Source organism: Actinomadura madurae, assembly GCF_047130825.1.
GTDB classification, from domain to species: Bacteria; Actinomycetota; Actinomycetes; order Streptosporangiales; family Streptosporangiaceae; genus Spirillospora; species Spirillospora madurae.
Map to the genome: position 1 here is coordinate 2,127,125 of NZ_CP083237.1, position 13,285 is coordinate 2,140,409.

Annotated in this window: 6 protein-coding genes; all 6 read left to right on the forward strand. The window is 69.9% G+C overall.

Annotated elements, in window-relative coordinates:
• Nucleotides 1-159 precede the first annotated feature (159 nt).
• The 6 genes from K8Z49_RS09950 to K8Z49_RS09975 all read left to right on the forward strand — a co-directional run bounded on the left by K8Z49_RS09950 (nucleotide 160) and on the right by K8Z49_RS09975 (nucleotide 13,260).
• Complete coding sequence (locus K8Z49_RS09950; protein ID WP_412518309.1) at nucleotides 160-5,646, forward strand: SDR family NAD(P)-dependent oxidoreductase; 5,487 nt, start codon at nucleotides 160-162, stop codon at nucleotides 5,644-5,646.
• A 9-nt stretch (nucleotides 5,647-5,655) separates the two neighbouring features.
• Nucleotides 5,656-6,789 (forward strand): helix-turn-helix transcriptional regulator, encoded by a 1,134-nt coding sequence (locus K8Z49_RS09955; RefSeq protein WP_021595049.1) that lies wholly within the window; start codon nucleotides 5,656-5,658, stop codon nucleotides 6,787-6,789.
• A 55-nt stretch (nucleotides 6,790-6,844) separates the two neighbouring features.
• Nucleotides 6,845-7,453, forward strand: a complete 609-nt coding sequence (locus K8Z49_RS09960; RefSeq protein ID WP_021595048.1) for a GNAT family N-acetyltransferase — start codon at nucleotides 6,845-6,847, stop codon at nucleotides 7,451-7,453.
• A gap of 7 nt (nucleotides 7,454-7,460) precedes the next feature.
• The gene (locus K8Z49_RS09965) at nucleotides 7,461-8,507 is read left to right on the forward strand and encodes a hypothetical protein (protein WP_021595047.1); all 1,047 of its coding nucleotides are present in this window, start codon (nucleotides 7,461-7,463) and stop codon (nucleotides 8,505-8,507) included.
• Nucleotides 8,508-8,559: 52 nt separating this feature from the next.
• Complete coding sequence (locus K8Z49_RS09970; protein ID WP_021595046.1) at nucleotides 8,560-8,694, forward strand: hypothetical protein; 135 nt, start codon at nucleotides 8,560-8,562, stop codon at nucleotides 8,692-8,694.
• Between the two features lie 99 nt (nucleotides 8,695-8,793).
• Nucleotides 8,794-13,260 (forward strand): SDR family NAD(P)-dependent oxidoreductase, encoded by a 4,467-nt coding sequence (locus tag K8Z49_RS09975; protein WP_412518313.1) that lies wholly within the window; start codon nucleotides 8,794-8,796, stop codon nucleotides 13,258-13,260.
• Nucleotides 13,261-13,285: the final 25 nt, after the last annotated feature.

The window sequence follows — 13,285 nt, forward strand, 5'->3', positions numbered from 1 at the left end:
CATGCTGGCGAGCCGCGTGCTCGGCGTCATGTCCCGCAAACCCAGGACACCCTCCTGTCCCCTCTTCCCGGGGCATGCCGGGGAGGCGAGTCCGCGCTTACTGTGCGGCGAACGGATCTCGCCTTTCGGCGGTGCGACGCCACAACGAGAGGACGCGCGGTGGGTGACGAGCCGGGTTTTCCGGAACATGTGGCCAGCAGGGTGGCCATCATCGGCATGGGCGTGCGGTTCCCCGGAGCAGCCGACACGACCCAGCTCTGGCGCAACCTCGAACAGGGCGTGCAGTCCTTCACCAGGCTCACCGACGAGCAGTTGCGGAGCGCCGGCGTCTCCGAGGAGGACATCGCCGATCCGGACTACATCCGGGTCCGCCCCCTCCTGGACGAGATGGAGTATTTCGACGCGAAGTACTTCGGTTACAGCGCCAGACAAGCCCAGATAACCGATCCGCAGCAGCGGCTGTTTCTCGAGGTGTGCAGCACCGCTCTGCAGGACGCCGGCTACGCCGCCAGCCACGGTGGGCGCGACATCGGGGTCTACGGCGCCAGCGGGCCGGCCGAGTACCACTGGAAGAACGTTTTCCGGAACCAGCGGGTCCTCGATGCCGTCGGCGACCTCGGCGTCGACATCAGCAACCACGGGGACTACGTGGCACTGCGCGTCGCCTACTCCCTCGGTCTCACCGGCCCCGCGCTCTCGATCGCCACCGCGTGCTCGGGCTCGCTGGTCGCCACCCACCTGGCCGCGCAGGCGTTGCTGAACCGCGAGTGCGGCATGGCCATCGCCGGCGGGTCCCACGTCGTCCTGCCCTACCACCATGGACGGACGTGGACCGAGAACGGCATGTTCGCCCGCGACGGCAGGATCCGCGCCTTCGACGCGGACGCCGGCGGCACGAACTTCGGCACCGGTGCCGGCGCGGTGGTGCTCAAACGCTACGCAGACGCGCTCGCCGACGGCGATCACATCTATGCCGTCCTCCTCGCCTCCGCCGTCAACAACGACGGGGGCGCGAAGACCGGCTTCAGCGCACCCAGCGAGGAGGGCCAGCGGGCCGTGATCTCGCAGGCGCTCACCGCGAGCGGCGTCGCACCGGACACCATCGACTACGTCGAGGCGCACGGCACGGGGACGAGGGTCGGAGATCCGATCGAGGTGGCCGCGCTATCGGCCGCGTACAGGCAGGCCGGCGCCGTCGGCGAGCGCGCCTGCCCCATCGGGTCGGTCAAGACGAACATCGGCCATCTCGGATCCGTCGCCGGTATCGCCGGGCTCATCAAGACCGTGCTGGCCATGCGGAACGGGCTCGTCCCGGGCTCGCTCAACTTCGTGACGCCCAACCCGGAGATCGACTTCGCCGAGACGCCGTTCTACGTCAACGCGGAGCTGGCGCCGTGGCGAACCGGTGGCACGCCCAAGCGGGCCGCGGTGAGCTCGTTCGGCATCGGCGGCGGCAACGCGCACGTCATCCTTGAGGAGGCGCCGCCCGCGGTACCGGGCGACCCCGGGCGCACCTGGCAGATCCTGCCGCTGTCGGCCAAGACCGAGTCGGCCCTCGCGACCATGCGCACCGAGCTCGCCGCGCATCTGCGCGCCCACCCCGAGCTGGAACTCGCCGACGTCGCGCACACGCTGCAGGTCGGCCGGGCGCAGCTGGAGCGCCGCGACGCGGTGGTCTGCCGGGACGTCGACGACGCCATCGCCCAACTCGACGATGCCATGCCGGTGCCGCCGGACACGCGGGGTACCGCCTCGGTGGCGTTCCTGTTCCCCGGCCAGGGCGCGCAGCACGTGGGCATGGCCGAGCAGGGGTACCGGACGGAACCGGTGTTCCGCGAGACGGTCGACGAGTGCGCGGAGCTGCTGGCGCCGCATCTGGGTTGCGACGTACGGGACGTGATGTTCGGCGAGCGCGGCCGGGACGCCGACGACACCGCGAAGGCGGACCGGCTGCGGCGGACCGAGCTGGCCCAGCCGGCCCTGTTCACGATCGAGTACGCACTGGCCCGGCTGTGGATGAGCTGGGGCGTCGAACCGGCGACGATGGCCGGCCACAGCGTCGGCGAGTACGTCGCCGCCTGCCTGGCCGGGGTCTTCACGCTGCCGGACGCGCTGGAGCTGGTCGCGGCGCGAGGCAGGCTGACCCAGTCCATGCCGGCCGGCTCGATGGTCGCAGTGCCGATGGCCGCCGACGACCTTCTCCCGATGCTGCCGGACGAACTGGACCTCGCGGCGGTCAACGGCCCCAGGGCCTGCGTCGTCGCCGGGCCGGCCGATGCCGTCGCGGAACTGACCGAGTGGCTCGACGCACGGGGCGTGCGCTGCCGGCCCCTCCACACCTCGCACGCCTTCCACAGCTCCATGCTCGACCCCGTCGTGGAGCCGCTGCGCGACACGGTCGCCGAGGTCCCGCTCAAGTCCCCCTCGATCCCGTTCGTGTCGACCCTCACCGGCAGGCAGATCACCGACAGCGAGGCGGTCGACCCCGGCTACTGGGCGGACCACCTGCGCGGCACCGTTCGCTTCGACGCCGCCTGCCGGAAACTCGCGGCGACCGGGGCGGTGCTGCTCGAGGTCGGGCCCGGTCAGAACCTCACCTCACTCGCCCGGCAGGCGCTGCCCAAGGCGGCGAAGGTCGTGGCCTCGTTCGGCCGGCCGACCGCGACGGGCTCCGACGCCAGGTCGCTGGCCGAGGCCGCCGGACGACTCTGGTCGCTCGGCGTCCCGCTCGACTGGGCGGCACTGCGCGCCGGAGCCGGGCGCAAGCGCGTCTCCCTGCCCGTGTACCCGTATGAGCGGGAGCGGTACTGGGTGGAGCCCGATCCCCGCACCGGTGACGACGATGCGCGGTCGCGGGAACCCGCCGGCGGCCCCGGCTACCTGCCGGTGTGGCGGCGCCGGCCGCTGCCCGCGTCCGGGCCGCCGTCCCGCCCGGCGGCCGGCGGCTCGGACACCTGGTTGGTGTTCACCCCGGCGGAGGGACCGGCCGAGGCGGTGTCCGGTGAGCTCGCCGCGCGGGGCGCGACGGTGGTCCGCGTCAGCGCCGGCGCTCGGTTCGCGAAGCTCGACGACCACCACTTCGAGATCGTTCCCGGTCACCGTCCCGACTACGACGAGCTGCTCAAGGCCCTGGAGGCAGGACCCGGCAGGCCGGCCTCCGTCCTGCACGGCTGGACGTCCGGCCGGTCACTCTGGGCAGGACAGGACGACTTCTCCGCTGTCGACGAGATCCGCGACACCGGTTTCTACAGCGTGCTGTTCCTGTCGCAGGCCTGGCTGGCGCACTGGCCGGACCGGCCCGTCGAGATCCGCGTCCTCACCAGCGGTACCTGCAACGTGTCGGGTGCAGAGCAGATCGACCCGGCCAAGTCGTTGCTGCGCGGCCCGTGCCGGGTCATCCCGCACGAGTCGCCGACGATCACCTGCCAGCTCATCGACACCTCCGCGGCGGATCTCGCCGACGTCGAACCGCTCCTCACCGAGCTCGACACGCCGGTCACCGACAGGACGGTCGCCTTGCGGGCAGGACGCCGGTGGGTGGAGGAGTACGAGCAGACCGACCTGCCCGACCACACGGACGTACCTCGACTGCTCCGGCGACGGGGCGTGTACCTGATCACCGGAGGTATGGGCGGGATCGGGCTGGAGACCGCCAAGGCGCTCGCGCGTGGCGTGGCGGCTCGGCTGATCCTGGTCGGACGCACGCCGCTGCCGCCGCGCCAGGACTGGGACGCCTACCTCACCGAGAACGGCGATGATCGCACGGGCGCTCGGATCCGCGGCATCCAGGAGGTGGAGAGGCTGGGCGGCGAGGTGATGACCGCCGTCGCGGACGTCGCGGACGAGGCCGCCATGCAGATGGTCGTCGACGCCGCGCGGGAGCGGTTCGGGCCCGTCAACGGCGTGTTCCACGCGGCCGGCGTGGCCGGCGGCGGCATGGCGCTGGTCCGCACGAGGGAGCAGGCCGAGCAGGTGCTCGCGCCGAAGGTCGAGGGCACGCTGGTGCTCGACCGGCTGCTCGGGCGAGAGATCGACGTGCTCGTGCTGTACTCCTCGATCGTGTCGGTCAGCGGTGACTACGGCATGGTCGACTACTGTTCGGCCAACGCGTTCCTCGACGCCTACGCGCAGGCACGCCCGCCCGCGCACTGCCCCGCGATCTCGGTCAACTGGTGCGGCTGGGCCGACGTCGGCATGACGGTGGACACACGGGCCGACGCGCCCGAGGGCTTCCGGGCGCTGGAGGCCGGGCGCGACCCCCAGCCCTCCCATCCCCTCCTCGGCCATCGACTCCCCGGTGACGAGATCGCCTTCTCCTCGCGGATCGATCCGACGTGCCACTGGGTGCTGTCCGACCACCGGATGAACGGACACGCCGTCTACCCGGGCGTCGCCTACGTCGAGCTGATCCGGGCCGCGTACGACACGGCCGTGCGGCCGGGCCCCGTCGAACTCCGCGACCTGATCTTCACCCGGCCGCTCGCCGTCGACGGGCCACGCGAGCTGCGCGTGGTCGGGCGACCGAGCGGGCCGACCGCCATCGACTTCACCGTGGTCAGCCGGCCGGCCGACGACCTCGACGCGCCGTGGGAACGGCATGCCTCGGGCACCGCCGACGCCACGGCGGACACCCAGGCGCCGCCGCGGCGGGATCTGGCCGCGCTCCGCGCGCAATGCGACGCGGCCGGCTACCGGCCGACGCTGGACGACCCGGAGTCCCCGGTGACGTTCGGCCCGCACTGGCACGTCATCGACCGGGTGCACACGGGCCACGGCCAGCATCTCGTCGAGCTGGCGATCCCCAGCGGCCTCGACGGCGACCTCGACGAGTTCGTGCTGCATCCGGCGCTGCTCGACGGCGCGACCGGCCTCGGCCTGGACCTTCCCGATCTCAGTGGGGACGGTCGAGGGTTCCTCCCGCTGGCGTACGGCCGGGTGGTCGTTCGCGCCCCGCTGCCGGCCAGGGTGTACAGCCATGGCGTACCACGCGGTGTCGCCATCGCGGGCCGGGACATCGCGAGCTTCGACTTTTCCATCATGGACGAGGACGGATGCGAGCTGGTCGCCATCGAGAACTACTCGGTCCGAGGTATCGAGACCGCCGCCGTCCACAGCGCACTCGGCGACCGTCCCACGGGTTCCATGATCGACCTGCCGGCCACCGCGCGCCCGGCCACCGCGGAACTGCTGCTGGCTCCGGACCACGGCATCGAGCTGACGTGGCGGATCCTCAACGGCGGCCGGGAGGCCCAATATGTGATCAGCACGGAGCCACCGGCCGCGCGGGCGGACCGCATCGCGGGGTTCGCGGCGAACATCGCGACAGCGGAAGGCGGGCAGCTCGCCGGGACCAACCGAACACGGCGACACGCTCCGGCGGTCGACATCGAAGCCATCACCGACACCGAGCGCGGTCTGCGCCGGCTCTGGATGGACGCGTTCGGCATCGACCAGCTCGGCCTGGACGAGGACTTCATCGAGATCGGCGGCAACTCGCTCGTGGCGGTGCAACTGGCGGTCCGGATCAAGGACATGCTCGATGTCACCGTGTCCGCGACCGTGGTCTTGGAGTACCCGACGGTGCGCACGCTGGCCCAGTTCGTCGACCAGTCCATCGCAGAGCAGCAGGCCGTCCTGAGCAGGTGACCGGTGGTCATGAACGAACTCGAAGTGCTGACGATCCCCCACGCGCCCGCCGACGGCGGCCCGCACCGGGATCGACCAGATCACCCCGATCCGGAGGCGCGCGTGGTCTACGCACACGCGCTGCGGCGGGGGCGGATCCGCGCCGACGAGGACGCCATCGCGGCCGAGTTCGGCATGGCGCCGGCCGCCGTCCGTTCCGCGGTCGAAACCCTCACCGGGCTGCACCTGTTGCGGGTGGACGACGGAGCCGACCAGACCTGGTTGGTGCCGGTCGACCCGGAGGTCGCCACCGCCACGCTGATCTCGCCCATCGACGAGGAGGTCAGGCGGCGTACCGCGACGATCAACAGGATCCGGCGGCAGCTCAGCGTGTTCCGGCCGCAGTACGAGTCGACCAGGCGCGCCGGCGCCGGCACGGACATCGAGGAACTGCGCAGTCCCGACGAGCTCGCCGGTCGCCTCCACCTGGCGGCCGTGCGCTGCACGTCCGGATTTGTCGCGTTCCACCCGAACCACTACCCGGGGGTTCGAGAGGCGGACGTCCGGCGGCTGGTGCCCGGCGGCTCGGCGATGCTCGACCGCGGCGTCCACGTCCGCATGCTCCTGCAGCACTCGGTCAGAACCGACATCCGCACCCGCTCGCGGCTGGACCCCTTGATCAGAGCGGGCGCCGAGGTGCGGACCACCGGCGAGCTGTCCCGGCAGCTCATGGTCTTCGACGCGAGTGTCGCCTTCCTGCTGCACCGGCCGGACCGGGCGGGAACGTTCGGGGTGGCCATCCGCAACGAGTCCGCCGTCCAACTCCTTCTCGACCTCGTCGAAGCCACCTGGAGCGCGGCGGAGCCCTACTCCGCCAAAGAGATCGGCTACCACGAGGTCGCCGACGACCTGCACCGCGCCATCGTCCGGCTGCTCACCGACGGGCTCACCGACGAGGCGGTCGCCCGCCGGCTGGGCATTTCCGTCCGCACCTGCCGCCGGCATATCGCCATGGTGCTCCGCGATCTGGACGCGGTGAGCCGGTTCCAGGCCGGCGTGCGGGTGGGCGCGGCAGGCCCCGATGCGCCCGGTCAGCTGATTCGGGATGGAGGATCAATATATCCGGCGTCACCTGAACATGGCGCACCGGACGCCCGGCAATAGCGAAACTCACCGTCTACTTGACCCCCTGCATCGGGATGAGGAAATTCGGAGTGTCATGAAGGCAAATTACTCGGTAGCGCTGACGCCCATCTTCGAAGACGACTACGAGCTGCTGTCGACGTGGTCGTCGTCGCCGAGCTGGGTCTATGCGTCCGGCACGAGGCAGTTCATGAGTCCGAGTGAATTCAAGGAGTTCACCAAGCAGGTCAAGGACACGTTCCTGATCGTGCGGACGCGCGAGGGCCAAGCCATCGGCACGGTCAGCTACCGGAACATCGGGGCTCCGGGCAACTTCGTCGTCGGGTCGATGATCGGCGACGCCGAGATGTGGGGCATGGGATTCGGCGTGGAGTCGGTCATGCTTCTCGTGGACATACTCTTCAATTCGAAGAACGCGCATCGAGTGGAGTTCACGTGTGGCCTGTACAACAAGGGGGCCATCCATAACTTCTGTTCCGGATTCATGCAGATTGAGGGAATACTCCGCGATTACCACTTCATCGACGGGACGTACTACGACGCCGTTATCGGCTCGATCCTCCGCGATGAGTACTATTCCATGATGCCCGCCTCGGAAACCGTGCCTACCGAAGAGAAGGACGAGGCGAGAAAACTTCTCGACGAATATCTGGAGAGTCATCCCATCACGTTGCGGCAGGAGTAGGTGGAGCATGCAGCAGCAGGACCGCGCATCGGCCGGCAGATACGCCAACGGCGGCCACGGCAATCTTCGTCAGATCTTTCCCGGCGACGGTCGGATATACGCGGTGACCGATGACGAATGGGTCGGGATCGCAGCCGGGTACTACGGTCTGGAACACGTGCCGCTCGCCGAGGTGGAAACGATTCCGCCGGGAGCCAATGTGGTCCTGTTCCTGCGGCACAGCCTCGTCAGCGTCAAGCTCAGGCGAATGTTCCGCGAGTTCCGGGTCCTCACCGTCCCGATCGCCAGCTTCGACGCGTCCCTCGAAGCGGCTCTGTACACCCAGAAGCTCACCATGGCGACCGATTACGCCACGGCCTGCCAGAACTCCCGATACTGGATCGAGAACCTGCAAGAGCAGGCCGGCCGACTCGTGTTCCACGACGGGGCCCTTGATGAAGGCGGAGACGAGCCGGGACGCGCGGGGACGGCGAACCGCAAGCCGGGTCAGCAGCGGACGCACATCGTCTGCTCCCTGGCCGACAGCATGAGCATCGACGCCCTGCCCGAACCGGCCATTGACGTCGGGCAGTGGGTCGGGGTGGGGAGTTACTGCGAGCTCGCGCTGAACAACAGGCCTCTGTCCGGCCGGCCGAGTCCATTCACGATCGAGGGCACCGTCGTCGCCGCAGGTGCGCTCGTGGCACGCCATCCGCGTTTCACGCAGCAAGGCGACGCGAGGATCCGAGCCGCGGAGCGGCTCCGTGCCGAGCTGGTCGAACGCGCCCCGCTGGTTCTGCGGATGGAGGCGAACGTGCTGACCAGCCTCCAAGCCGGTGGAAAGGACTTCACCGAGGCGCTCCGCGAGGTGACGAACCCGGAGCTCGGGCTGCAGGCCATGGAACTGGGGATCGGCACCAACCAGGCCGTGCTGCCCCAGGTGAACTGGAAGGTGAACTCGCAGCTCAACGAGGGGGCCGGCCCCCTGCACATCGGCTTCGGCGAGGGCATAACCGGCGCCCACATGGACTTTGTCGTCGCGCAGAGCACGCACATTTTTCAGCCTGCGGGCTGAATCTGCTCCGGCCACTCGCGGGTCGGACAAACCCTGGGAAGGAGGTGACAGTATGGGCGACAGCAAGCGCAGCGTCGAACTGAACTCGCAGTCCTGGAACATCAGCGACGAAGCGGAGAATGCAGAGTACGACGCCGTGGAGAATGCTGAGGACGCAGAATTCTCCCACCTCTACGCACGGCCCTAGCCGCTGCGCCGCAGGGGTGGCGACGGCGAATCCGTCGTCACCCCTGCGGACTCCGCATGGCGGATCATTTCGTTCACTGAAACTGGAGGTTGAGCGCACGTGGTCGATCGCACACGGGACGCGTTTGCTGTGATCGGCATGGCATGCCGTTTTCCCGGTGCTCGCGATGTGGACGAGTTCTGGAAGAATCTCACCGGCGGCGTCGCGTCGATCTCCACGCTGAGCGATGACCGACTGCATGCGGCCGGAGTTCCGGACGAATATATCCGGGATCCGGACTATGTGAAGGCCGCCTCGGTCCTTGATGACATGGAGCTGTTCGACGCGGACTTCTTCGGGGTGGGGCCGCGAGACGCCGAGATGCTCGATCCCCAGCATCGAGTGTTCCTGGAGATCTGCCACACCGCGTTGCAGCACGCGGGCTACGATCCGGGTGCCTTCGGCGGCCGGGTCGGCCTCTACGCGGGAGCCCGCCACAACGAGTACCTGACGCAGAATGTCCTCGCCAACCGGGCCTTCATGGAGGCGGTGGGAGAGGCGCGCGTACTTTTCGCGAACCACCTCGACTACCTCGCGACGGGCGTGGCGTACCGGCTCGACCTGCGTGGGCCGGCGCTCAATGTGGTCACCGCCTGCTCGACATCGCTGGTGGCGGTTCACATGGCCTGTGAGGCGCTTCGCAGCGGGCAGTGCGAGATCGCGCTGGCCGGCGGCGTGGAGATCCGGCTCCCGGTCGGCGGCTACTTCTACACCGCGGGCGCCGGGTTCTTCTCCCCGGATGGGACGGTGCGCCCCTTCGACGCCAACGCGAACGGCACGGTGTTCGGCTCCGGGGCCGGAGCCGTGGCGATCCGCCGGCTGAGCGATGCGCTCGCCGACCGCGACACGATCCACGCGGTCATCGCCGGTTCGGCGGTGAACAACGACGGCTCGGGAAAGACCGCGCTCATGGCCCCTGCCGTCGACGGCCAGGCGGCCGTCATCGATGCCGCGCTCGCCGCCTCGGGAATCGAGCCGGCCGGCGTCGGCTTCGTCGAGGCGCACGGCACCGGCTCGATGGTGAGCGATCCGATCGAGGTGGCGGCCCTGGACCGCGCCTACCGGCGTGACGGCGCGCGGGGCGCACCCCGTGGCCTGGCCTCGGTGAAGGGCAATGTCGGCCACCTCGGAGCCGCGGCCGGCGTCTGCGGCCTGATCAAGACCGTGAAATGCGTCGGCGAAGGCCTGCTCCCCGCGAGCCTCAATTTCACCGAGCCGAACCCTCAGATCGATTTCGAGTCGAGCGCCTTCTACGTGGTCGACACGCTCACCAAGTGGCGCGGCGACGGCGACCGGCGACGCGCGGGGGTCAGCGCCTTCGGTGTCGGCGGCACGAACGCGCACGTCATTCTCGAGGAGCCGCCGGGCGCCCGCCCACGGGCGCGGCGGCCGCGACCGTACCGGCTGTTGACGCTGTCCGCCCACACCGCCTCGGCGCTGGAGGCATCCGAGCGCGAGCTGGCCGGGCACCTGGCCGGTGCGTCCGGCGACCTCGCCGACATCGCTTACACGCTCAACGTCGGGCGCGCGGACCGCGCCGCTCGACGAGTGCTGATCGCGCGGGACACCGCGGAGGCCGTCGCCCGCCTGCGCGACGGTAGCCCGGGCCGCACGGCGACCACGGTGGCCCGAGCCGGCGGGCATGAGGTCGTGTTCCTCTTTCCCGGGCAGGGCACGCAGTATCCCGGGATGGCCCGGGGCCTCTACGAGGACGAGCCGGATTTCGCCGCTCACATCGATCGGTTCTCCGCCCTCCTCGCCGAGTCGCACGGCCTGGACCTGGCCGGACTGCTGTTCCCCGAAGCGGACGATGAGCAAGCGGCGGCCCGGCTCGCCAGGGCCTCGGCGGCTCAACCGGCCCTCTTCGCGGTGGAGTACGCGCTCGCCCGGCTGCTGGAAAGCCGCGGGATCGAAGCGTCCGCGATGGCCGGGCACGGCGTCGGAGAATACGTGGCGGCCTGCCTCGCCGGAGTGATGGACGCCGACGACGCCATCCGGCTGGTCGCAGATCAAGGCTCACTTGTCCCGTCGCTGCCCGGCGGCTCCATGCTCACGGTGCTGGCGAGCGAAGAAGCGCTCCGGCCGCTGCTTCCGGCGAACGTGGCCATCGCGGCGGTCAACGCACCCGAGGTGTGCGTGGCCTCCGGACCGCACGACGACGTGCGGCGATTGCGGGAGGCGCTGACCCGGAGAGGGATCGCAAGCCACTCTCTTCCGACGTCGCATGCCCTTCATTCACCGCTGCCGCATCCGGTCCTCGAAGCCTTCCGCGAGCGCGTCCGCGCCGTCCGCCTGAGACCGCCGCACAAGCCGTTCCAGTCGAACGTCACCGGCACCTGGATCACCGCCGAGGAAGCCACGGACCCGGAGTACTGGGTCCGCCAGTTGCGCGGCCGCGTGCGCTTCACGCAGATGCTTCGCCTGCTCGTGGACAAGGGGACATACGTCTTCACCGAAGTCGGACCCGGGCGGGCGCTCGGCGACCTCGTCCGCGCACACGCCGTCCCGGAGGCGGGCCCGGAACCGACGGTCGTGTCCGCCATGCGTCGCGCATCGGACGATCGCGACGATCCCGCCGTGTTCTTGGAAGCGATCGGCCGGCTATGGGAGGCCAGAGCGTCGGTCGACTGGGAGCGGTTCTGGTCGGACGACCGGCCAGGGCGCGTTCCCCTGCCCACCTATCCGTATGAGCGGCGGCGATTCTGGGTCGAGGCGGATGAAGACGACTCCCAGGCGACCGATGACGGCGGGCCGATCCACGTCCCCACCTGGCGGGAGACGCCGCCACCGGAACCGGCGCCGCTTCCCGCCGCCGACCGGCACAAGGCATGGGTGGTCTTCCGGCTCCGGGCGGAGCCGGTCGCCGGCGAGCTGATCCGCCGACTGCGCGATACCGGACAGAATGTGATCGTCGTCGAGCCCGGGACCGAGTTCACGGCGGAAACGGATGGCCGCTACACGATTCGCGTTGATCAACGCTCCGACCACGCTCGGATAATCACTGACCTGGTGGACGCCGGATACACCCGCGTACGGGCCGTCCATGCCTGGGGCTTGGGGAACCGGCCGAAGGACGTGAGCGAGCAGGCATATGCTCGCAGGCTGCTCGACGAAGGTCTGTTCAGCGCGCTGCACGTGATGCGGGAGGCGGCACTGTCGAGCACCACGCTCACGGCCCGCGTCTCCGTGATCACGAGCGCCGCGCAGGACGTGGCCGGCGACGGGCGCGTGGAGCCCGCGAAGTCGAGCGTCCTGGGGCTGGTCACCGCGGGCTCGCCGGAGCTCGCCTCGGCCGCCTGTCAGAGCCTGGACGTCGGGTCCGGCCACCCCGAGATCCTCGGCGCCCGACTGTTCGAGGAACTCACCGCACCGACGTTCGAACGGCAGGTCGCCTTTCGCGGCCGGAAGAGATGGGTCCCTGCCCACTCCGCTCTCCGGTTGAGCCCAACCGGCAACGGTGTACTGCGGGAGCGCGGTGTGTACGTCATCACCGGAGGGTTGGGGGAACTCGGACTGGAGCTTGCTCGGCAGCTCGCCCACGCCGTGCGTGCGCGGCTGGTACTGCTCGACCGCACGAGCTTGCCGAATCGCTCGGAATGGCCGCGGCTCCTTGCGAGCGGCGACGATGAGTCGACCGTGCGGCGGATCCGTGGCGTTCATGCGGTGGAAGAGGCGGGCGGCGCCGTTCTCGTCTGTTCCGGAGATGTCACGGACGAAGCGCGCATGCACGAGGTACGCGGGGCCGCCATGCGCGAGCACGGCCCGGTGGACGGGGTGTTCCACCTTGCCGGGATCGCCCGCGGCGGCCGGCCGGAAGCCCGCACCCGCGAGGCGGCCGAAAGGGTGTTCGCAACAAGGGTGACCGGAATGTACGTGGCTGACGAGGTGTTCCACCCGAAGCTTCTTGTACTCCACTCGTCACGAGCGGAGATCGCCGACGACTACGTGCAGACCGCTCATGCCGGCGCGAATTCGGTCATGGATGCATACGCCCAGGCGCAGTGGGCGTCCGGCCGCCATGTGGTCTCCATCAACTGGCCGGATCGGACGGCGTACACCACCCTGCCCGGATCGGTCCCGAGCCGAGGTCCTCTCTCGGGAGACGCAGGGGCGCTGCGGATCATCCTCGGCAGCGGCGTGGGGCCGCAGGTGGTCGTATCGCCGGGAGATCCGGCCGAGCGAGAGCGGCGCGCGCACCAGCCAACGTCGGCCGTGATGGCGAGTGAGCCGAAACCGGAATCGGCCGCGGTCGACCGCCGGCACCTCGCGACGCCCCACCAGGCGCCCGAATCGGCGGCGGAGCGCGCCCTGGCCCGGCTTTGGCAGGAGGCGCTCGGGGTGGCGGCGGTGGGCCTTGACGACAGCTTTCTCGATCTCGGTGGCAACTCGGTGATCGCGGTCCGGCTGGTGCACCGCATGTCGGAATACTTCCAGACGCCACTGTCGGTGAAACGCGTGTTCGCCGCCCCCACCATCCGGCAACTGGCCGCCGAGCTCGAAGGACATCGGAAGCCGGAAAACGGCTGACCTCACCCGGGCCGACGATTCGACG